The organism is Bacillus swezeyi (assembly GCF_030908325.1).
GTDB lineage: Bacteria > Bacillota > Bacilli > Bacillales > Bacillaceae > Bacillus > Bacillus swezeyi.
The window spans coordinates 3,543,408-3,565,486 of the sequence record NZ_CP133085.1 but is presented as its reverse complement, the minus strand read 5'-3'; the positions used below and the strand labels follow the sequence as shown (position 1 = coordinate 3,565,486).

Genomic DNA, 22,079 nt, shown 5'->3' with positions numbered 1-22,079 from the left:
CATCGCCCATCACCTCAGATCCACATCGTATCAAATATCTGGATTTCGTGACAGGCTGTTTTACCGCCGGTCTGGGTGAAAAGCGAAATGATGAAAAATGATGTGTCAGATCAATTGAGATTTACGCGAAAATGTGTTAGGATGCTAAAAATATATAAAGGAGGGGTTTACATGAGAAACGTAACATTAATGGATGTATTCACCCATCCAATCGCACAAAAGTATTTAACACGTTCAGGCGTAGCCCATGCCGTAGCGTGTGCTTACCACGGATACAGCTTGGCGGTAAAAGCGGGAATCAATCCCGATATTGCAACGAAAGCGGCGTTGCTTCATGATATCGGCCACTATGAATGGTACACGGATGGGGAATGGGATTATGAAAAATACAAGCAAAATGATATTCATGCCATAAAAGGGGCGGAGCGCGCCCACAAGCTTCTGATTCGTCTCGGCGAGGACCCTAAAGCCGCAAAAGAAATCGCTTTGGCCATTCTGCTTCATACCGATTCATATCTGCCGGAAGGCGATTTGGATAAAAACAAGCTGCAGCGGATTGTCAAGAAAGCCGATGAACTTGATGAAGAGCCGGGCGGAAATCACCATTACCGCAAAATTGACCACAAACTCGCACTTGAAAAAATCAAACAGCTTGATCATATGGTTGATCATGCTTCGTTACCCATGAAACGAACGGTTTAATCTGACAAAGGGTTATACTCAAACTTTTTCCCTTTGTCATTTACATAAATGGAACGAATGATCGTTCTGTTAAATGGCACGTTATCTGCTGTTTTTCCGGTGAGGTCGATCGTCACCGAATACATGCCTGCTTTTTGGAATGAAAGGCTGTTTTGCAGCGAATGGATGGATGCCCGTTTTATTTCTTTTTTCTCAACCTGCTTCCCGTCTTGATAACGGATTGACCGAACGGCCGCTTTTACCTTTGAAAGGCCTGACGTCTGGGCGTTAACTGCTTTTTCGATTTGCTGCTCGTGAGGGGAGTCAAACGTGACCACGAATAAAAATGCTTCTTTTTGTTTGACGGAAGATGAGATCTTCCACTTGCCGGAAGCCGGATTCTTTACGACAGCGGAATGAACGTAGCCCCCTTCAAAAACGTCTCCTGTCGTTGACAGTGAAAAATCCTTGACCACTTTGCCGTGGGGATCTGTCAGCTTGATATTTCCCGAGGAATGATTGCTCAGCCAGTGAATGGTGATTTCTTTTACCCCTTTTTCGACTGCAAACTCTTCTTCTTTCTGCCCCTCATTGACCCCGCCTCTTATAAAAGGATAAGACCTATTTTCTTTTTTCAGTAATGTCGCTTCTGCATTTTGATCAATTTCCAATATAGACTGAAATACGGGAAAAGTTACGTTTCCTTTGATGATGGTGAAATGATCCCATCTGCCGGGATCGAGATTTGTAGCGTATGGAAGTCTGGCACTTTTTTCAGTGACGGCTCCGTCATTTTTGCCAAACATGTTTAAATAGACGCCTCCGAAAAACAAAACGCTCCCAAATCCTCCGATTTTATTGCCGGCAAGGGTAAAATAGCGGGTTTTCTGCCTGTTCGGATGGCTGTCGGTCAGTTCGCGGAATGATTTCATGTATCCCGTCTGCAAAGAATAAACAGCATCATTTTTCTGTCCTAAAATACCCGCAAGCCATCCGGCCCAGCTGCTGTATGCGAGGTCGGCCAGCTGTGAACCGTGGTGGGGGGTTCCTAGTGTAATGACGTGTTCGACATAACGGTATGCCTGATGATGGATAAGTGCAGATTGACTGTCAATCCCGCCTTTGCTGTAGGATATGAGAATGACCTTGCGGCCGAAATGTTCATAAATCTCGCGCAGTTTGGCTGCCAGCAGTGCTCCGTTGTCATGCATGTTTTTATCGGGATGGAGGTCGATAAAAGCTGTTTCATAACCGCTTTTCCAGGCCTGTTCTGACATATCATTTTTATCAAACCATGCATTTGAAGAGCCGTTTAAGCCATGGACGAAAACAAGCGGCGGTTTTGCCTGATCAGGATGTTCGACAGGATCACCCGTAAACCAATACCCCGGATTGCCGCCCCCGCCTTTAAAACCCCCCGCGTTTGATCCCATAGGAAACAATAACAACAGAACAAGCACAGTCAGCGCCATTTTTTTCATAAGTATTCACCCCATGTTTTTTGTTGCAAGCGTTTTCATAATATTTCCTTGGGGTGAACTTTATACCAGACGTCTGAAAAAAATTTAGAAAATTTTCATAAACAGGAGGAATATTTTGATGGAAGACCGGTAATCCGGCCTTCCAAAGGTCGAGCATTTTATGCGTGCGGTTCTTTCACGTGTGTCTGAAAGAACGTTTACGCAACCTCAAGCGTATGAGCTTGTGTAAAACCGATATGGCCGGTGTTGGCTCATGGAAAGCAGACCTGCGGTCCAAACTAATCGGCAACGGTCTGAACGCTGCTTGATATTTCTGTAAGTGCTGTCTCCGCCAAACGCTTCGATTGACAATTTCGGGCCTGGTCAATCATTTTTTCAGCATGTGTTAAGTGAAACTCTTTTCCGATTTGTCCGTAGATGTAATGAAAACAGTTGACAGACGAGAGTGCGAATAGTACTTTTTAGAGTAATGAACATACTGGGAGGAAACAAAGCTTGTTTAAATCAAAAACCCATTTTTGGACGCTGCAGATTTTATTGGTCCTTCTCATTATTTTTGTTTCGACAAAAGTGTCTTTTCTTTTTGAGCCGATTATCATATTCGCCTCGACTTTATTTACCCCGATTTTGATCGCGGGAATTTTGTTTTTTATTTTTAATCCAATCGTCCGGTTTCTCGAAAAAAAGCTGCCGCGAACACTGTCCATTCTGCTGATTTACTTAGCGTTTTTGGCGTTGATCGGGTTTGTTTTATCTTCTGTCGGACCGGTATTTACAAAACAGGTCAGCGACTTATTCAGCAGTATCCCTGATTATGTGAAGCAGATTCAGATTTTTATTAAGCAATTGTCCAATTCGCAGTGGTTCACTTGGATGATGAATCAGGATTTTGTGTCGGTATCAAAAATCGAAAACTCGATCGGCGAGTTCCTGACAAGCCTGCCTGAGAATATTACGGGAAGCTTGTCATCAGTGTTTGGCGTCGTCACCAATATCGCGCTGACTGCCGTTACGGTTCCATTCATCCTCTTCTACATGCTGAAAGACGGACACCGTTTTCCGAATTTGGCTGTGAAAATTCTCCCTGCCAGTTACAAAAACGAAGGGCTGAAGATTTTTAAAGACCTGTATGAAACGCTTGCAGCTTATATTCAAGGACAGCTGATCGTCTGTCTGTTTGTCGGGACGGCGTGTTTTATCGGCTTTTGGATCGCCGGTGTGAAATATGCGCTGATTCTCGGGCTGATTATCGCCGTGACGAACATTATTCCTTATGTCGGTCCGTTCCTCGGCGCGACTCCGGCCGTCATCATCGCTTTTCTCGACTCGCCGACAAAAGCCTTTATTGCGCTGATCATCGTTGTCGCCGTTCAGCAGACCGATGGAAATCTGCTGTCACCGCTTATTATCGGCAAGCGTCTGAACACGCATCCGCTGACGATTATTCTTTTATTGATCGGCGCCGGCAGCTTCGGAGGCATTCTCGGCATGATTCTCGCCGTTCCGGCCTATGCTTTGTTGAAAGCTTTTACGCTGAATATTATCCGGCTCGTCCGTTTACGGCAGCGGTATAAAAAAGAAGCGGCCAAGGAAGTGTGAATTTGTTTTTCTGAACGTTTTCTCCGCTCCCACATATCATGCAAATAAAATGGTAGGCGGAGGTGTGGAGATGCCAGCAATCGTTGGTCCGGTTTTTATTAGGGAAGTCGTTGATGACAGTGCTGCCTTTTTTGGAGATGTATTTGCCATTTCCCCAAAGTGCACGGATGCTACAGGGGGAGGGGCAGGCGCTTTTCTAACAGGCGACTTCGGACTTGTTCAAAACGGCAAAAACAAAACAAACTTCACAGATGCGGATGTGTTTGACGGGAATCAACTCTTTAACCTCTGACAGCCTCTTTCTAAAGAGGCTGTTTGTTTTTTATAGTATAATGGGAAAAAAGATGGATAAGGCAGGTGATCACATATGAAAATAAGGAAAGCCAACATTATGAATGGAGATCAAATGATCACAGATGTTTACCTTCATGAAAATAAAAGGCAGTTTCATACCCTTGTGGCTGTGCCGCAATTGGAATGGAGCATGCTGATCTCCTATGAAGAAGAAAAATCAGCGCTCATCAAAAAGCTGGATGCATCATTGGCAAATATGGCGGAAAAACAGGCCGCAGCTGAGCTTTCCCAAAAGATCGTGCAATGGGTGACCGAAATGTAGCCTGGCTTATGCTTGTTCACTTCATGGGCATACTGTATAAAAAAACGCAGCTGCAGGGCTGCAGCAACAAAGATAAAACTGGAGGGTCTGAATGTGAGCGACCAATCAATGGATCAATATTTACAGCAGGGGATGTACGGACCACGCGAAACAAAACCGGATGAGCGCCGTCTGTTTTTAGGCTCGTTAAGAGAAAGGGTGATTATCGCCCTGACAAAGGGACAAGTGCTGCGCCCTCTAGTCTACAGTGAAGTCATCAAGGCGGTCGAATCGCATCCAAATGCCAAGCTGCTGTTAAACGGCGAGATCGAATACTCCCGTTATTCGGCCTACATCAAGGAGGCAAACAAGCGTGGAGTGCCTTTTTCCATCGTATCAGATCAGCAGACTGATACACCGCTTGGACTGGTTCTTGTAGCGAATGATGCGCTTGAGAAGGAATCGATTTATATTCAGGATGATATTTTTAAACGATCAGCATTGAAAAAAGGATGACACTGAAGCCCTGCATCCGGCTGTCTTCATGAAGAAGGCCGGATGCAGCTTTTGTTTTTTTCTGAAAAAGAACAAAGCCGCTCGCGGCGCGGCTTGCCAAGCATTTTCGGTTGATTCGGCCATTCACTTGTCTGTTTAGATGAGTTATAATGTTATCTATCATACAAAAGGCAGGGAGGGCGGCAATGCAAAAAGCTCTTATTTGTATAGACTACTCGAACGATTTTGTTGCATCCGACGGCAGGCTGACGTGCGGCGAACCCGGCAGGAAAATTGAAGATGCCGTCGTGCAGCTTGCGGAAACGTTTATTAAAAATAAAGACTATGTTGTATTTGCAGTCGATGCGCATGATATCGACGATTCGTATCATCCGGAGACGCGATTGTTTCCCCCCCATAATGTGAAAGGTACATCAGGAAAAGCTTTATACGGAAAGCTCGAAACGCTTTATCAAGAACACGAACATAACAGCCATGTCTATTACATGGAAAAAACGAGGTACTCCGCTTTTGCCGGGACAAACCTTGAGTTGAAGCTTCGTGAAAGGGATATTAAAGAGCTGCACTTGATTGGCGTTTGTACGGATATATGTGTGCTTCATACGGCAGTCGATGCTTATAATAAAGGGTTTGATCTTGTCATTCATCAAAATGCAGTGGCTAGTTTTAACCCGGACGGACACGACTGGGCTCTGTCTCATTTTGCAAACACCCTGGGAGCCTCAGTGTCAGATTGAGGAAGGAGAAATGAAGGTTGGAACACCGGTTTACAGACGACAGTTTATCACTACACACAGACCTATATCAGATTAACATGGCGGAAACCTATTGGCGCGATGGCATTGACCAAAATAAAGCCGTATTTGAGCTGTTTTTCAGAAAGCTCCCTTTTGACAGCGGATTTGCCGTTTTTGCCGGTTTGGAAAAAGCGATTGAATATTTGCGTGATTTCAGGTTTACTGAAAGCGATTTAACTTATTTAAAAGAAGAGCTTGGATTTAAAGATGATTTCCTCGCCTTTTTAAAAGATATGACATTTACAGGTTCGCTATATTCCATGCAGGAAGGCGAAATCGTGTTCGGAAATGAACCGATCATGCGAATCGAAGCTCCATTGGCTGAAGCGCAGCTGATAGAGACGGCTCTGCTCAACATTGTGAATTACCAAACATTAATCGCTACGAAAGCCGCAAGAATCAAAAGTGTGGTTGGAGATGAAACAGCGCTTGAATTCGGAACAAGGCGGGCGCATGAAATGGATGCCGCCATGTGGGGAGCCAGAGCGGCGATCATCGGCGGTTTTGACGCGACGAGCAATGTCCGTGCAGGCAAGCGCTTTGACATCCCAGTGTCAGGCACGCACGCCCATGCGCTGGTACAGGCATACCGTGATGAATACACGGCATTTAAAAAATATGCGGAAACCCATAAAAAATGTGTCTTTTTAGTCGATACATATGATACGGTCCGTTCAGGCATTCCCAATGCGATTAAAGTAGCCAAGGAATTCGCAGATCAAATTGAATTTTCGGGAATCCGCCTTGACAGCGGCGACCTTGCTTATTTGTCCAAGAAAGCCAGAGCCATGCTGGATGACGCGGGTTTTAAGGATACAAAAGTGGTCGCATCGAGTGATCTTGATGAATATACGATTATGAACCTGAAAGCCCAAGGTGCGAAAATTGATGTCTGGGGCGTCGGGACTAAGCTGATTACCGCTTATGACCAGCCGGCGCTCGGAGCGGTTTACAAACTCGTTTCCATTGAAGAAAACGGAAAGATGACCGATACGATTAAAATTTCTTCAAATCCGGAAAAAGTGACGACCCCTGGCCTGAAAAAGGTGTACAGAATCATCAATCAGCTGAATCACCATTCAGAAGGAGATTATATCGCCTTAGACTACGAAAAGGTGAACGAGCAGGAGCGGCTGAAAATGTTTCATCCCGTTCATACGTTTATCAGCAAATTTGTGACGAATTTCGATGCCAAAGATCTTCACAAATCGATCTTTGAAAAAGGCGAGCTCGTTTATGAAAACCCGTGCATTCAGGACATTAAGCTGTATGTCCAAGAAAACCTTAGTCTGCTTTGGGAAGAGTATAAACGGATTAGCAAGCCTGAAGAATATCCGGTCGATTTAAGCGAAGCATGCTGGAATAACAAAATGCAGCAGATTCATGAAGCAAAAATGAAGGCGAAAAAAGGTCTGGATCAAGGCTGACTCTGTAAACGATAGTTTTTAACATAACTGAGGATTGAAACAGATAATTTCTTCGGGGATTATCTGTTTTTCAATATAAAGTTTAATAAATGAGTGAAATTTCACATGACCGGCGGGATTCGCTCATTTATTTGCTATACTTAAGAACAAAGGCACCTCAGTCGCTAGGGGGAAGAGGAATGAGGGTATTTGTTGCCAGACAGCCAATATTTAATAAAAATGAACAAGTTGTCGCATATGAGCTTTTATACAGAGAAAGTGAAAAGAACTTCTTCTCTGGAATCGACGGAGACCAGGCGACAACAGAATTAATGATTAACAGCTTTTTAAATATAGGAATCGATAAATTAACAGAGGGCAAAAAATATTACGTCAATTTTACAGAGGGCCTTTTGGCATCAGGTTTGCCTACTTATTTTGATTCTGACCGGCTCGTTGTCGAAATTCTTGAAGATGTGCCGATCACCGCTGAATTGATACAAAGGTGCAGGGAATTGAAAAGGCTCGGCTATACGATTGCTCTTGATGATTTTTGTTTAAAACACCGGGCCAATCAAGACTTGCTTCATCAGCTTTTGGAATCCATCGATATTTTGAAGATCGATTTTTTCCAAACGACGCAGAAGGAAAGGCAGAGTATTTTGCGTTCATGCCGGGCTCACCGCTTGAAGTTTCTGGCTGAAAAAGTGGAGACGAGGAAAGAGTATGAACAGGCTGCCGCAGACGGATTTCATCTGTTTCAAGGCTATTTCTTCAGCGAACCGATCGTGATCCACGGCCGCGATATTACATATCATTTTCATGCCTATTATGAGCTGCTTCACGAGCTGAGCGAGGATCAGCCCGATATTCAAAATGTCACGAATATAATTGAACGGGATTTGTCGCTTTCTTACCAGCTGCTGAGGCTGCTGAACTCTCCCGCCAACCGGCCGCTACAAAAAATCAAAAGCATCCGCCAGGCGATCGTGCTGCTCGGGTTTAAAGAAATCAGAAGGTGGGTCTTCATTCTTTCTTTTAAAGATTTAACAAAGAAGCAAAACTCAAGCAAAAACGAAGTGGTGAAAATATCGCTGATCCGCGCGAAGCTTTGTGAGTTGCTGGCGAAAAAAACAAACCGCTCCCAGCCGTCTTCCTATATGCTGACAGGAATGTTTTCATTTATTGATACGCTGCTGCACAAAGAACTGAAAGAGGTCATCAGTGAACTGCCGCTGACAGAAGAAGTGGGCCAGGCCTTGCTCGGCAAAGAGAACGACTATCTATACATTTTAAGGCTTGCGAAATCGATCGAACGAAATGAATGGGAAGACACAGCTGAATCGGAAGGCTTGACAAAAGAGGAAGCATATCAATGCTACCTTGAAGCCATAGAATGGTGTCATAAGCTTTTATAAACAAAAATTCCGGCTTTTCTCCGAGGAGATGCCGGAATTTTCTATGTCTCAAGACCAGCGCAGCATCAGAAATATCCTGCTGTGTGGATTGATGAGGATAATGCGGATGCCGTCAGGATTAAAGGATGCATCGAGCTGGCTGCGGACACCGGTTTGTCTTAATAATGTCATCACGGTATCCTTTTGGGAGCTTTGAGCGGCCGTCATGATTTTGCGCGCCAAATCCCGGGAGGAAGAGAGCCGGTTTAAGATCAGCTGGCCGTCGGCCAAGAGGCTGTTGGCTTCTTTAGCCGAACGGAGAAACGCGTTCGTTTCGATCTCAGGATAAACTTGCCGGTATTGCAAACAATGGTACGGATGAATCCAAAAGCAGCATGGAGAAAACAAATTGAACACCTCTTTTTTGATTTTACGGGTCAAATTGCGGTTTTTGCGGTGTGAGGCGAAGGAATGGTTTTTTTTAGCTGCAATCGGTTTGTCGGTGTCTTGCGTTATTTTTCGGTGCTGAACCCGTGATTGCGTTCCGGAAAATCTTAAGTTTTTCTATTCGCTGTAAGCTGTTACTTTAGTTCTACGATCATAAAACGAACTGATTCCACCTCCAATCATTTTACACAAAGGGTTTTGAAGGAACTTAAAATTTGAAAATCTATAAAACAATCAAAAATTTTATGTTTCATTAGGATTTGAGTACTACTTCACAATCATGTAAAATAGGTTTTATGGTCTATTGAATATTTGCGGTGTAACGCATGAATATAGGTGCAACTTTTCGGTGAAAAAGAGACCAATTCGCTTTAAACTTGTATTAACAGATCAAATACCTATGACTCGTTCACTATACACAAATTGATTGATCTTCCAAAAGGAGTGTGGAATCGGTGAAAAAGCAACAAATTGAAGAATTAAAACAATTGCTTTGGCGGCTTGAAAATGAAATTAGAGAAACAAAGGACTCCTTACGCAAGATTAACAAAAGTATCGATCAATACGATAAATACACATATTTAAAAACCTCTTAAAAAGACTTGTTTGAGACAAGTCTTTTTTTTTGTTGTCTCAAATCCAAAAAAAGGATAAATTATTATATGATTGTTAAATAAAAAATTTGCTCTGTCATTCATGAATTTGATTTAGTAAAATATTAAGAAAGGAGGGAGCACCATCTCTAAGCTTTTTTGTCTAGATCGTCATAAAATCAAGCAAAAAATGAATCATTTTATAGACGTTGAAGTTCAAAGCGGTGACTTAAATCAAACCATGCGCTCTTTTCTAGATGCAAAGGACCATTTGCATTTCAGCGAGCTTGCTTTTTACCATTACTATAGTTTCGGCGGCACAGACACAAAGGCGGCGGAAATCCTTGGAGCCGGGATTGAGCTGCTGATCCTTTCTTTTGACATCTTCGATGATTTAGAGGACGAAGACAGCCTTGACGAGCCTTGGATGAAAATGAACCGCTCAGTCGCTCTGAATGCGGCGACGGCTCTATATACCCTGAGTATCAAAGTGATCAGTTCTGTTTCAAATGAGCCTTTGTTTTTACATAAGCTGATGGAATATACGCTTCAATCGATGCAGGGACAGCATGATGATCTGAGCAATCGGCCTGCAACTGAAGAAGAGTGTCTTGACATGATCAAACGCAAATCAGGCTCGCTGACGGCGCTCCCGTGCGTTTTAGGAACGATGCTCGCCACGGGTGAATTCAATCCGGCGGTCGAAAGCTATGCCTGCCAGCTGGGAATTGCGTCACAAATCGAAAATGATTATAAAGCCCTTTTTTATGATTCAAAAAGCGATATTGCCAAAAAGAAGCGAACGCTCGCATACTTGTATTTGACAAGAAAATTTAATCAAGCATCAATTGATTTGTTAAATATATTTGAAAATGAGGATAAAATTGCCGATATAGAAATAAAATGTTATAAAGAGAAATTAAAAGAAGCAGGCGTCACCCAGTATATGTATGTCATGAACCAGCTTGCTATTCAGAAATTTAAAAAGGGAGTTGCGGAGCTGGAGTTGGGGGAGATGGAGAAAAAACATTTGACGTCCTTGCTTTTAAACGAATTTAATCGGGGAGAGTCTAATGCAGGAGATTGTTAGTTTTTTGATTCAGCATCCTGAAGTACTGGAACAAGTTATTACTGGAAAAGCCAGTCTTTTATGGGTCGACCAAGATCAAGTTTTAAGTATCATTGAAGGCTTTAAGAGAATTGAAGCCGGATGGGGTCCTTACCCCAAACTATGGAGAGGATATTAAGAAATAGGGGTTTCTAAATGAAATCATTTTATAACAAGTTGTCAGCAGTTCTGATTTTTTTGAGTTTCATTTACGTTATCTATGTTTGTTATATTAGCTTTAATAATACTTTAATTGGTTTAAAAGTAACAAATATCAATGATCACAGTCTAAGAGTTGTAGAAGTAAAAAAGCACTCTTTAGCAGCGGAATACGCAGAAATAAAAAAGGGAGATATCATTCATAAGATTAATGGAAAACCGGTTCCGGTTAAAGAAGAGGAAGAGTACACTCTGTCTAATGTTTTAACGTTAACAATTGAAAGATCGGGCAAAGTGTTTGAGAACGATTCTTTGGAATATTTAGACTTAGTCAGTTCTGATAGCTTTTTCATATTTGTCATTCCATTAATATTTTACTTCCTAAGTTTGATTTGTGTATTTTTTATTTTTAAAGCAAATAAGTCGAAAGATCTCTTTTCAGCATTTTTATTAGTCCTGTTTCTTCTTGTTATTTCTATAGCCTATATTAGTGCAGGGGCGGTTGCAAGGGGAGATATTTTCAGCAGATTTGTTAACATACTTACATTTTTGTCTGTTCCAATAAGCTATATGCATTTTATATATCACTATTTTAAAGAATTAGGAAAGAAATTATTTAGCAAAAAAATATTTTGGCTTTATCTAGTGCCATTATTCAATGTCTTATTAGAAATAGGGCTGTATTATTTTGATTATGGAAAAGGTTATATTGGCAGTATTAATTTATTGTCGTTTTTCTCTTCAGCGACTATTGTTTTCGCTTTAATTATTCATTCTTTAATCAAACACAAATACTCTCAACAATCTTACTTATTGAAAATATTAATGTTGACGAATTTTATTGCGCTAGTGCCGTTTTTATTATTTTATGTTCTTCCAACACTTGTTTTAGGTGATTATATTTTTTCAGCAATTGTAGTGTCTCCATTTCTATTGCTGATTCCGCTTTCTCTGGTTTATCAATTTATGTCCAATAAAATCTATGATATTGAGTTTCTTATTGGCCGGCTAAAATATTATAGTTTTTTAGCCATTATCCCGACTTCTCTAATTATCACCATTTTAGCTATAGTGAAACATCAAGAAGGAGAATTCTTTACACTTAAGGTTACTGTTTTTACCTATCTTATTATGGTAGGAGTGTTTTATTTAAAAGAGATCATCGACTTCCGCTTTCGTCTGAAGCGATTTTCAGAGAAATTTAACTATCAAGACAGCATCTTTAAATTTACTCAAACAATCCGAACATTTACGTCTTTGAATCAGGTTCTGATGGAATTAAAACAAATCGTTTTAGACGTACTACTTGTCAATAACATTTATATGTTGAAAGTGAAAAACGACGGAACGGTATCCTTGCTTGAAGGAGAAACAGAAGAATATCCTTGGATACCATATGAAAAAGAAGTCGCCAAAGTCATTACCGACATCGGCAAAATCGTCGAAGTCGACCGCGGGTTTTTGATTAAAATCGGTGAACGAGGCGGGACGTCGTATGTCATGCTGTGTCTGTCGATTTTAAACACGCCTAAGCTGACGCGCGATGAGATTTCCTGGCTTGAGACGCTGGCCTTTTATACGAGCGTTTCCTTGGAAAACGTTTTGAAAATCGGCGAGCTGATGGAGCATCTTGAAAATGTCAAAAAAGAGGGGCCGAATCCGGTTTGGCTGAATAAGCTGATGTTTGCGATTGAAGAGAAGCAGAGGTCTGACTTGGCAAGGGATTTGCATGATTCAGTGCTGCAGGACATGATTTCATTGAAGCATCAAAGCGAGATGTTTCTTGCCGATTTTGAAAAAGATAAAGTCTGCACGAATCAAATTCGGCTTAGGCTCATCAATATGAATGAGCACATGTCAAACGTCATTCAAATGACAAGAGAAACATGCCAGGAGCTGAGACCGCAGCTATTGTATGATCTCGGCCTCGTAAAGGCGCTTTCCAAACTGGCGGCGCAGCATCGAGAATCCTCCTCGATTGAAAAGATCCGCCTCAATACCGAAAAGTTTTCAAAGATATTGGATCTTGATACACAGCTGAATCTGTACAGGATCGTGCAGGAGCTTCTGAGCAATGCGGCAAAGCATTCAAAAGCCACTGAGATTTTGATTATGCTTGTCTGCATTAAAGAAAAAGTCGTGCTTCATTATGAGGATAACGGTATCGGAGTTGACCAGGACAAGCTTTATCAAAACAGCGCAAACATGGGGCTGTCAGGGATTCGCGAGCGCGTCCGCGCTTTGAATGGCAGTCTGGAGATTCAGACAGCAGAAGGGAAAGGCTTCAGAGTCGTCATTGAAATGGAATTGTAATGTTTAGTTAACAATTTTGCTTGGCATCTGCCAAGTTTTTTCTATAAAATGGTGATAGGGCAAGGTAACGCAAAAGGGAGGAAATTATGAGAAGATTACTTGTGATCGATGATCATCCGGCTGTCATGGAGGGAACGAAGGCAATTCTTGAAACGAATCAGGATTTTATTGTCGATTGCCTCAGCCCGGAAGCAAGCGAACAATTTCTGACGAAGCATGATTTTTCTGCGTATGATCTGATCTTAATGGATTTGAACCTTGGTGAAATCAACGGAATGGACCTATCTAAGAAAATCCTTGAGACATGTTCATCATGCAAAATTATCGTATACACAGGATATGAAGTAGAAGACTATTTTGAAGAAGCGATACGTTCAGGCATGCACGGCGCGATCAGCAAAACAGAATCCAAGGAAAAGATTATCGAGTACATATATCAAGTTTTGGATAATAAAATTGTCGTAGATTATGATTATTTTAAACAGCTGATCACACAGCAGAAAACAAAATCAAGCAGCCAGCAGACCGAACATGAGCTCTTGACCGAAAGGGAATGTCTGATCTTAAAAGAAGTCGAAAAAGGCTATACGAATCAGGAGATTGCCGATGCTCTGCATTTAAGCAAGCGCTCGATTGAATACAGTTTGACGTCCGTCTTCAGCAAACTGAATGTCGGCTCAAGGACAGAAGCTGTTTTAATCGCAAAATCTGAAGGTGTACTTTAATCAAGGGGGATGGCAGGGTGGAGACAAAACATACACTTCTCGAAGCATTGGGGATTGAACTGACAGAATGCAGCAAGGAACGGTGCGTTGCCGTCATGCCGGTTGATGAAAGGACGCGTCAGCCTTTTGGCTATCTTCACGGAGGAGCATCTGTCGCACTTGCTGAAACGGTCGCCAGCATCGGAGCGTATCAGCATATCGATCCAAAACAGCAGGCTTGCTTCGGACTCGAAATTAACGCCAATCATATCAGACCCGTCAAGGAAGGAACCGTTCGAGCGGTCGCGACTCCTTTCCATGTCGGAAAAACCACAATGGTCTTCAATATTGAAATCCGTGATGAACAGGACCGCCTCATTTGCATTTCAAGGTGTACAATGGCGGTCACTCAGCATCCTTCCTCATAAAAAAACTCGCCGAAGTGGCGAGTTTTTTATAGATAAGAATCTTTTTTCTTTTTGATGACAAAATTTCTGTAGCCTTCATAATCATCCTGGACGCTTTTCTTTTCCATTTTAACGCCTGTATTATAGGCGGCCCGGGCGATCAGGTGGGCGCCTACAGGAGACGTCAGGAATACAAAGACGATGCCGAGGAGCACCTTTGCCGTAATCAAGCCGTGAAGCAGCCAGAAGTAAAAGAAAACACCGAGCAGAACACTGATGATTCCCAAAGTCGCCCCTTTTGAAGCGGCATGAATTCTCGAATAGACATCAGGGAGCCTTAATGTTCCAAAAGAAGCGGCCAAGGATATCAGCGCGCCCAATAGAATGAAAACGGCGATGAACAATTTAGCGGCTTCGATCATTTTCGATAATCTCCCCTTTCTCAAGGAATTTGGAAAATGCCACGGTTCCGATAAAGGCAAGAATACCGATTAATAGGATAACCTCTAAATAAGCTGTCGTATTTAACAGGATTGAGACGAGAGCCGTAATTCCGATCAGGTTGATGCCGATCGCATCAAGCGCCACCACTCTGTCAGGGATGCTTGGTCCTTTAATGACCCTGAGGACGTACAAAAAAGTGGAGACCGCCAAAATGCCGAGCGATAATTGCAAAATAAATTCAAACATCAGCGGCTTACCTCCTTAATAGCTTCTTCGAATGAATGGCGAATGTCGCTGATGGCTTTATCGGCATCATCAATATCCACGGCATGAATATAGAGAATAGATCGGTCGTCTGAAACATCGACGACCAATGTGCCGGGTGTTAAAGAAATCAGGTTCGCCAAGGTCGTAATTTCCCAGTCTGCTTTAAGATCTGTCTTGAATGCAAAGATTCCCGGTTTATTTTTCAGCTTTGGGGACAAAATCGTTTTCAGGACGCTTACATTGGCTAAGATCAGCTCTTTTGCAAAAATAAAGAGCAGCATGATAATCGCCCAAATGTTGATCAAATAAAAACGGCGGCGGAAAAAACGCCTCATCAAAAAGAGCGAGAACAATCCGATCGCGTAACCTATCATCAAGCTGACAGCAGTGTAGTCATTGTTCAGAAACATCCAGCATAACGCAAGGATAAAATTCAATAATATTTGTAATGCCATGCGATCTACTCCTTCAAAACGGCTTCAATATATTTTTCAGGGTTTACCAGCGTGTCCGCCGCCTGGTGAAAGTAAGGCGCGACAAACTCTGTGCCGATTCCGATGGCGAGTGACAGAAAGAGCAGTATCGCTGCCGGATACATGTAGCCTTTGACCGGCCTTTTTGCCGGAGCATCTTCCCGGTCATCTCCCCAAAAGCCGTTGATAAAAATTTTCATGACGGAATATAATACGAGCAGGCTTGATAACAGCATGAGCATCGTAATGACGAACTCACCGCTTAAAAAGCCCCCTTCTGCAATTTTCAGCTTTCCTATAAATCCGCTGAAAGGAGGAACTCCCGCTAATGAAACGGCTGAGATCATAAACATCCAGCCAAGGACGGGATGGCTTTTAATGAGTCCGCTCATTTTCTTCAGATTGTTCGTTCCTGTCAATGCAAAGAGTGTTCCGCCCAGCATAAACAGAGCCCCTTTGATGATCATATCATGAATTAAGTAATAGACAGACCCTTCAATGGAAGCGGGTGTGTTGGCGGCGATACCAAACAAAATCACGCCGACCGCTGTCACGATATTGTAGATGATGATCTTTTGGACATCCCAATAGGCAATAGAGCCGATAACCCCGAATATAATCGTGAGAGCCGCGAGCCAGACCATCAGCTGATGGGTATAAGCGGTGTCTTGTGTGAAAATCAGCGTAAACACCCGGGTGATCGCATATAACCCGACTTTTGTGAGGAGCGCCCCAAACAAAGCAGAGATGGGTGCAGGCGGTGCGTAATAAGAACCAGGCATCCAGAAATAAAGCGGGAAGATCCCGCCTTTCAGACCGAAAACGATCAGAAATAATACGGCGATGACGGTGATCAGTCCTGTTTGGCCGGATTCGCTGATCCGAACGCTCAGATCCGCCATATTTAATGTGCCCGTTACAGCATATAAATAAGCGACTCCGATGACGAATAATGCGGAAGAAATAATATTAAAGACTATATATTTCAAAGATTCCCGCAGCTGAATCTTCGTACCGCCGATTACGATCAGGACATATGAAGCCATCAGCAGAACCTCAAAGAATACGAACAAATTAAACAGATCGCCTGTCAAAAAAGCACCGCTTACTCCCGCCAGAAGGAATTGGACAGCTGGATAATAAAAGAAACGTTCCCGCTTTTCTCCGATCGATCGAAACGAATAAAGGACGGTCAGAAATCCGATAATTGCCGTTGTTAATGCAAGAAGGCTGGCAAACTGATCGGCGACAAGGCTGATCCCAAACGGCGGTTTCCAGCCGCCGACATACAATGTTTGTATTCCATCGGTGAACACGGTCTGTACGAGCACAACCGCGGCCGCCACGGCTGCAAGGGAAGATATGGCACTGAATGCGCGCATCAGCTTTATCGATTTGTTCATAAATATTAGCAAAACGGCTGCCAATAAAGGAATGAGTATCGGCAGGATTACAAGATTATTCATGTTGATCATTTCCCCTCATTTGATCCATATCATCCATTTTCAGCTCCTGGTAGGCGCGGAAGGCCATGACCAAAAGAAAAGATGTCACACCGAAAGCGATGACGATTGCCGTTAAAATAAGCGCCTGCGGCAGCGGATCGACATATGCTGCCGTTCCCTCTTGTAAAATGGGAGGCGCTCCTTTTTTTAATCCTCCCATCGTCAGCAAAAGGAGGTGAACGCCGTGGCTGAGCACGGCCGTTCCAATAATCACCCTCAAAAGGCTCTTTGACAGTAATAAATAAGTCGCTGCCGTGAACAAAATTCCTACGATAAATGACATTAAAATCTCCATTATTCTCTCTCTCCAATCGTTTGAATAATGGTCATGGTCACGCCGACCACTACTAGATATACACCGATATCAAACAATACCGCGGTGGCGAGCTCCGTTTTCCCCAGCAGAGGAAGCTGAAAATAATCAAAAGCATGCGAGAGAAATTGAGCGCTGAACACAAAAGAACCGATTCCCGTGCAGAGGGAGATGAATAAACCGGATGCGGCCACATAAATAAAGTTGATGGGCAGGATATTCCGCACCGTTTTTAAATCATAGGCGAGCAGAAGCAGCACGAAAGAAGATGCGGTCATCAAGCCGCCGATAAAACCTCCGCCGGGATTGTTATGTCCGGCAAAAAAGATATGGAAAGAAAAGAGCAAAATGATAAAAGAAGCGATCTTCGTAACGGTTTGAAGGATCACATCATTTGTCTGGTGTTTTTTCAATGCTCTTCTCCCCCTTTCTCCATTCTGAGTGTGATCATTCCGTAAATTCCTAAAGCGGCGATGACAAGAACGGTAATCTCAAACAATGTATCAAATCCCCTGAAATCGACCAAAATCACGTTGACGATATTATGGCCGCCTGCAAGCTTATAGCTGTTTTCAATAAAGTAAGATGAAATGCTTTCAAGAGTCCGCTGGCTGTTTGCTGACAAAGCGAGCAGAGTCACGATTGCTCCGACTCCGATCGACACAACGGCATTGGTTACCCTGAACTTGGCCGATTTCGGTTTGAATCTGAATTTCGGCAGATGATAGAAACATAAAAGGAACAGCGCTACTGAAATTGTTTCAATAATGAGCTGTGTCAGCGCCAGGTCGGGCGCCCTGAAAATAACAAAAAATAAAGCGAGTGTATAGCCGATGACACCAAGTCCGATAATCGCCGTCAGCCTTGACCTTGCAAAAACGGTTGTAAATGTCGCGGCAATCATAACCGCCGACAGAACGAGCTCATATACGCCGATTGAAGCATTTCCTTTGACGTCATATGAAAAGCCGCCTGTAATCGCGAGAGAGCCGCCGATGACAATGATAAAAAAGACAAAAACATACACAAGGTAGTCGCGGAGAAATCCGGTCATGTAGGTCCTTGTGATCTTGTTGGAGCCCTTCTCAAGACCTGACAGCGAGCTGTCATACAGTTTGTTCAGCGTCAGTTTTTCCGGGAGAAGGCCATAGACCTTTCGCCATTTGGCAAGGGTCATATAAGCGAGAATTCCGAGGGCAGCGACGCCGATTGTCATAAAGAGCTCAGGTGAAAAGCCGTGCCACATATAAATATGAACCTTGAATTTTTCGTCTTCGCCCAAAAGGGTCGGCATAATTGATGCAGCTGCAGGCTCAATGATGCTGTAAGACAAAATGTTCGGGAAAAAGAAAAAAATCACCACGAGAGAGACGAGGATAATCGGCGAAATCAGCATGCCGAGCGGAGCCTCATGCGCTTTTTTCTCAAGTTTTTCAGGCTGATATTTTCCCGTAAATGTTTTAAATAATAAAACCATGCAGTAAATAAAGGTAAACAAGCTGCCGATCCATGCCAAAACAGGGAACAGAAAACCCCATGTACCGGCGTTGAACAGGCTGAAATCAGTGGTCCTGAGCATGCTTGTGAAGAACATTTCTTTACTCAGAAATCCGTTGAAAGGAGGCAGTCCGGCCATCGAGAAAGCGCCGATCAATGTAATCGTAAAGGTAATCGGCATGATCGTCATTAAACCGCCAAGCTTACGGATATCCCTTGTGCCCGTTTCATGGTCGATAATCCCGACTGCCATGAACAGGCTGCCTTTGAATGTCGCATGGTTGATCAGGTGAAAGATGGCGGCTATAACTGAGACCATGTAATATTCAAAATGATGAAAGTGCAAAGCTGCCGATCCGACGCCGAGCATCGACATGATCATCCCGAGCTGGCTGACCGTAGAAAATGCGAGAATTGATTTCAAATCGGTCTGCTTGACCGCATTGAAGGAGCCCCAGAAAAGCGTCACAATCCCTGTGAGGGAAACGATCCAAAACCATTCTCCCGAAAAAGCGAAGATCGGGGTGAACCTTGCCACGATATAAATTCCCGCTTTAACCATTGTTGCAGAATGCAAATAGGCGCTGACGGGTGTCGGCGCTTCCATTGCATCCGGAAGCCAGATATAAAACGGAAATTGTGCCGATTTTGTAAAAGCTCCGATTAAAATCAGCACGAGTGCCGGAATATAAAAGCTGTGAGCCGAAATCAAGTCAACCTGGCTGATCATTTCCCTGATGCTGAATGAGCCCGTAATCGTATAAAGAAGGATGAACCCGCCAAGCATGGAAAGACCGCCGAAAATTGTGATAAGCATGGACTTTGTCGCGCCATAACGCGATTTTTCCCGCTTGTACCAATAGCCGATCAACAGAAATGAAGAGATGCTGGTCAATTCCCAAAATAAATAAAGTACAATGACGTTATCAACGAGAACAACGCCGAGCATTGCTCCCATAAACATGAGCAGATAAACGTAGAACGGTCCGAGCTGTTCTCTTTCTTTAGACAGATAGTAAATGCTGTAGAGCACAACCAAAGACCCGATTCCCGTAATCAGCAGGGCAAACAGCAATCCGAGGCCGTCCACATAGGCGGTAAAGTTGATGCCGAAGGAAGGAATCCATTCCAGTCCGGCTCTTAATGTGCCCCCATTTGCCGTCATGCCGATCATACGAAAAAAATAAATAAATAATAGAACAGGAAGAAGCAGGACAAACCATCCTGTATGAATCTTTCGGGCATATTTCGCCAATAGCGGAATAAAGAAGGCGAGTGCAATAGGCGATAAAATCGCAATATGTAAAGATGTCATCGTTAACCTCCCTTAGGTAGCTTGTATAAATACATTCTGTTCCATACTAAAATTTTCAAACGTTATGTACTTTTTTAGAACTGGTGACCTAGACAAATTATAACTCAAATTTTAATCGGCTGCATGATCACAAAAAATCACTTGTTTATGCGGTCTTATGAACCTGAAAACAATTTTATCAAAAAATAAAGCATTTGTATAATGGAAAGTTTTTTTGAACAAGCTGAAAACTGAGGTGATAAAAGGTGAGAAAAAAAGCTTTTGTCAGCTGCAGTTTATTTTGTTCGCTTTTTGCAGGAGCGTTTATGATCAACAGGGAAATGACTCGTGAAACGCCGCCTGACATCGGAGCAGACGAAGACACGCAGTACCGCGGCGATTACGCTCCGATTCAGACAGGGGCAGAGGATGAGCCTTTGGTCAAGAAAGGAACCTCTCCTTTTAAACCGAGAGAATATATCAGAGTTGAGAAACGCTGAAAACAAAAAAGGAATCCGATCGCATAGATCAGACTCCTTTTTGTTTTTTTATACGTTCTTACGAGGTGAAAAACTTCAGTAAAACGGTTGCCACAATCACGGTTGATGCCCCTCCGAGACGCGTTGAAATTTGCGCGAAAGGCATGAGGCCCATTCGGCCGGAAGCGGAAAGAATGGCCACGTCTCCCGTACCGCCAAGTCCGCTGTGGCAGCCGGTGACAATCGCTGATTCCACAGGATACATGTTCATTAGTTTTCCGACGAAGTATCCTGACGTCACCATGGCAACAACGACAGAAGCACAGACAGCGATGAAGCGCAAAGAGATGACTGATGCTACATCATCAAGCGGAATATAAAGAATGCCCAATCCGACCATCAACGGCCATGTAAAGCTTGAGGACATAAATTTGTAAAGCTGGTGAGCGCCCTTTTCCATGCTGGCCGGCAGGAGTTTTGCATACTTTACAAGAGCCGCGGCGATGATCATTAAAATCGCTCCGGGAATTGCGATGAACTTGGAAACCAGGCCGCCGAAAATGAAGAACGAACAAGCGATCAGAACGCCGGCGCCCATTAATTTCAAATCAATTTTGGCTTCCTCTTCTTTTTGATTGAAAATTTCATCATCTTTTTTCGATTTGACAAGGCGTCCATTCCCGTTTAATTCAGGACGTTTTTCGCCAAGCTTTTTCATCAGGCCGGCCGAGATAATCGCCACGACGTTTCCAATGATAGCGGCTGGTATCAGCTGGGAAACGAATACATCCGTAGATTGGCCCAAAATTTGCGAATACGCTAGAGACAGCGGCAAAATGCCTTCTCCGATACCGCCGGCAATAATCGGGACAATGATAAAGAAGAAAGCTTCATAAGGACTATAGCCAAATAAAAGACCGACGAGAATTCCGGCAGTTACAGCGGCGACTGTCCCGGCCAAAAGCGGAACGAACATTCTCATAAAACCTTGGATCAGAACGGTGCGGTGCATGCCCAAAATGCTTCCGGCTACTAAACAAGCAATATAGAAATACAAGAAATTTGACGTCTTCATCAGTGTTGTAACCGCTTCCAACGAAGCTGGATTCAGCACTTTAAAAAAGACTAAAAACGAAGGAACGAACAATGAAAGAATAGCCGGTCCGCCAATGTCTTTTAAAATTGGAATACGCTGGCCGATATCTCCGAGAATAATTCCGAGAATCATGATGATAGCAAAGCCGCCAAGCATATCGTTCGGCAGTTCATTAAAATACGCTGCTAAGAAGATAATGACAGCCAGAGAAATATAAAGCGGAAAAGGGATAACTCCGATCTTCCAGCTGATTATTTTCTGGAACAGGTTTTTATTATCTTGTTGGTGATTATGATTTGTAATCGGTTTCAAATCTTTTGCTGCTTCCATGAAAAACACCCCCATGTTTGTATGGTTTCAATTGTAGAAGAAAAGTGTCGATTCTGTGCGTTTTTTAAATTAAAATAATTGATTGATAATTAAATTAAAATGAAAAGGCCGAAAAAGTGATGTTTATTCGCTTGACTAAAAAAATTTTAGGCCTTTTGATTTATGGTGGCGGTTTTTC

General features: G+C 43.1%; 25 protein-coding genes. 15 read left to right on the top strand and 10 right to left on the bottom strand.

Annotated features, from left to right (window positions below):
* Positions 1-171: 171 nt before the first annotated feature.
* Positions 172-702: an HD domain-containing protein gene (locus tag RBH91_RS17775; protein WP_076762039.1), complete on the top strand. Its 531-nt coding sequence runs from the start codon at positions 172-174 to the stop codon at positions 700-702.
* On the opposite strand, the gene RBH91_RS17770 is transcribed toward RBH91_RS17775, so the two are convergent.
* Complete coding sequence (locus RBH91_RS17770; RefSeq protein ID WP_307892383.1) at positions 699-2,162, bottom strand: esterase/lipase family protein; 1,464 nt, start codon at positions 2,160-2,162, stop codon at positions 699-701. The genes RBH91_RS17775 and RBH91_RS17770 overlap by 4 nt on opposite strands.
* 495 nt (positions 2,163-2,657) lie before the next feature.
* Between RBH91_RS17770 and RBH91_RS17765 the strand changes: the two genes are divergently transcribed.
* The 7 genes from RBH91_RS17765 (at position 2,658) to RBH91_RS17735 (ending at position 8,493) form a co-directional block, all read left to right on the top strand.
* Positions 2,658-3,761, top strand: a complete 1,104-nt coding sequence (locus tag RBH91_RS17765; protein WP_076762037.1) for an AI-2E family transporter — start codon at positions 2,658-2,660, stop codon at positions 3,759-3,761.
* Positions 3,762-3,831: 70 nt separating this feature from the next.
* The gene (locus RBH91_RS17760) at positions 3,832-4,053 is read left to right on the top strand and encodes a spore germination protein (protein ID WP_076762036.1); all 222 of its coding nucleotides are present in this window, start codon (positions 3,832-3,834) and stop codon (positions 4,051-4,053) included.
* Between the two features lie 75 nt (positions 4,054-4,128).
* A complete protein-coding gene (locus RBH91_RS17755) occupies positions 4,129-4,377 on the top strand; it encodes a YueH family protein (protein WP_076762035.1) in 249 nt (82 codons plus the stop codon).
* Between the two features lie 93 nt (positions 4,378-4,470).
* Positions 4,471-4,872 (top strand): YueI family protein, encoded by a 402-nt coding sequence (locus RBH91_RS17750; protein WP_307892382.1) that lies wholly within the window; start codon positions 4,471-4,473, stop codon positions 4,870-4,872.
* A 185-nt stretch (positions 4,873-5,057) separates the two neighbouring features.
* On the top strand, positions 5,058-5,609 hold the full coding sequence (locus tag RBH91_RS17745) for a cysteine hydrolase family protein (protein ID WP_307892381.1): 552 nt from the start codon (positions 5,058-5,060) through the stop codon (positions 5,607-5,609).
* A 17-nt stretch (positions 5,610-5,626) separates the two neighbouring features.
* Positions 5,627-7,096, top strand: a complete 1,470-nt coding sequence (locus RBH91_RS17740; RefSeq protein ID WP_076762031.1) for a nicotinate phosphoribosyltransferase — start codon at positions 5,627-5,629, stop codon at positions 7,094-7,096.
* Between the two features lie 179 nt (positions 7,097-7,275).
* The gene (locus RBH91_RS17735; protein WP_076762030.1) at positions 7,276-8,493 is read left to right on the top strand and encodes an EAL and HDOD domain-containing protein; all 1,218 of its coding nucleotides are present in this window, start codon (positions 7,276-7,278) and stop codon (positions 8,491-8,493) included.
* 48 nt (positions 8,494-8,541) lie between these two features.
* Here the strand turns inward: RBH91_RS17735 and RBH91_RS17730 are convergent, their stop codons facing one another.
* Positions 8,542-8,889, bottom strand: coding sequence for a YuzC family spore coat inner layer protein (locus RBH91_RS17730; RefSeq protein WP_244948947.1), 348 nt, complete (start codon positions 8,887-8,889; stop codon positions 8,542-8,544).
* 485 nt (positions 8,890-9,374) lie between these two features.
* On the opposite strand from RBH91_RS17730, the gene degQ reads away from it, so the two are divergent.
* The 6 genes from degQ to RBH91_RS17700 all read left to right on the top strand — a co-directional run bounded on the left by degQ (position 9,375) and on the right by RBH91_RS17700 (position 14,224).
* Complete coding sequence (gene degQ, locus RBH91_RS17725; RefSeq protein WP_076762028.1) at positions 9,375-9,515, top strand: degradation enzyme regulation protein DegQ; 141 nt, start codon at positions 9,375-9,377, stop codon at positions 9,513-9,515.
* 187 nt (positions 9,516-9,702) lie between these two features.
* Positions 9,703-10,602, top strand: a complete 900-nt coding sequence (locus RBH91_RS17720) for a polyprenyl synthetase family protein (RefSeq protein ID WP_307892380.1) — start codon at positions 9,703-9,705, stop codon at positions 10,600-10,602.
* On the top strand, positions 10,586-10,759 hold the full coding sequence (gene comX, locus RBH91_RS17715; protein WP_307892379.1) for a competence pheromone ComX: 174 nt from the start codon (positions 10,586-10,588) through the stop codon (positions 10,757-10,759). The genes RBH91_RS17720 and comX overlap by 17 nt, the downstream gene beginning before the upstream one ends.
* A gap of 17 nt (positions 10,760-10,776) precedes the next feature.
* Positions 10,777-13,092, top strand: a complete 2,316-nt coding sequence (locus RBH91_RS17710; protein WP_307892378.1) for an ATP-binding protein — start codon at positions 10,777-10,779, stop codon at positions 13,090-13,092.
* A gap of 86 nt (positions 13,093-13,178) precedes the next feature.
* Positions 13,179-13,817 (top strand): two-component system response regulator ComA, encoded by a 639-nt coding sequence (locus RBH91_RS17705; protein WP_076762176.1) that lies wholly within the window; start codon positions 13,179-13,181, stop codon positions 13,815-13,817.
* A 17-nt stretch (positions 13,818-13,834) separates the two neighbouring features.
* The gene (locus RBH91_RS17700) at positions 13,835-14,224 is read left to right on the top strand and encodes a hotdog fold thioesterase (protein WP_307892377.1); all 390 of its coding nucleotides are present in this window, start codon (positions 13,835-13,837) and stop codon (positions 14,222-14,224) included.
* Between the two features lie 26 nt (positions 14,225-14,250).
* On the opposite strand, the gene mnhG is transcribed toward RBH91_RS17700, so the two are convergent.
* From mnhG to RBH91_RS17665, 7 genes are read right to left on the bottom strand one after another with little or no spacing between them, the layout of a single operon-like run.
* On the bottom strand, positions 14,251-14,625 hold the full coding sequence (gene mnhG, locus RBH91_RS17695; protein ID WP_076762174.1) for a monovalent cation/H(+) antiporter subunit G: 375 nt from the start codon (positions 14,623-14,625) through the stop codon (positions 14,251-14,253).
* Positions 14,609-14,893: a Na(+)/H(+) antiporter subunit F1 gene (locus RBH91_RS17690; protein ID WP_003184842.1), complete on the bottom strand. Its 285-nt coding sequence runs from the start codon at positions 14,891-14,893 to the stop codon at positions 14,609-14,611. The genes mnhG and RBH91_RS17690 overlap by 17 nt, the downstream gene beginning before the upstream one ends.
* Entirely contained in the window at positions 14,893-15,369 is a 477-nt protein-coding gene (locus RBH91_RS17685; RefSeq protein WP_076762173.1) for a Na+/H+ antiporter subunit E, read from the bottom strand. The genes RBH91_RS17690 and RBH91_RS17685 overlap by 1 nt, the downstream gene beginning before the upstream one ends.
* A 5-nt stretch (positions 15,370-15,374) precedes the next feature.
* Positions 15,375-16,853 carry a Na+/H+ antiporter subunit D gene (locus tag RBH91_RS17680; protein ID WP_076762172.1) on the bottom strand — a complete coding sequence of 493 codons (1,479 nt, stop codon included), beginning with the start codon at positions 16,851-16,853 and terminating at the stop codon, positions 15,375-15,377.
* Positions 16,846-17,187: a Na(+)/H(+) antiporter subunit C gene (locus RBH91_RS17675; RefSeq protein ID WP_076762171.1), complete on the bottom strand. Its 342-nt coding sequence runs from the start codon at positions 17,185-17,187 to the stop codon at positions 16,846-16,848. The genes RBH91_RS17680 and RBH91_RS17675 overlap by 8 nt, the downstream gene beginning before the upstream one ends.
* The gene (locus RBH91_RS17670; protein WP_307892376.1) at positions 17,187-17,618 is read right to left on the bottom strand and encodes a Na(+)/H(+) antiporter subunit B; all 432 of its coding nucleotides are present in this window, start codon (positions 17,616-17,618) and stop codon (positions 17,187-17,189) included. Before RBH91_RS17670 ends, RBH91_RS17675 begins: the two co-directional genes overlap by 1 nt.
* Positions 17,615-20,017, bottom strand: coding sequence for a Na+/H+ antiporter subunit A (locus RBH91_RS17665; RefSeq protein ID WP_148956440.1), 2,403 nt, complete (start codon positions 20,015-20,017; stop codon positions 17,615-17,617). The genes RBH91_RS17670 and RBH91_RS17665 overlap by 4 nt, the downstream gene beginning before the upstream one ends.
* Positions 20,018-20,262: 245 nt before the next feature.
* Between RBH91_RS17665 and RBH91_RS17660 the strand changes: the two genes are divergently transcribed.
* Positions 20,263-20,496, top strand: a complete 234-nt coding sequence (locus RBH91_RS17660; protein ID WP_307892375.1) for a hypothetical protein — start codon at positions 20,263-20,265, stop codon at positions 20,494-20,496.
* Positions 20,497-20,554: 58 nt separating this feature from the next.
* Here RBH91_RS17660 and RBH91_RS17655 read toward each other — a convergent pair whose 3' ends face one another.
* Positions 20,555-21,901 (bottom strand): sodium/malate symporter MaeN, encoded by a 1,347-nt coding sequence (locus RBH91_RS17655; RefSeq protein ID WP_076762167.1) that lies wholly within the window; start codon positions 21,899-21,901, stop codon positions 20,555-20,557.
* Between the last annotated feature and the right edge of the window lie 178 nt (positions 21,902-22,079).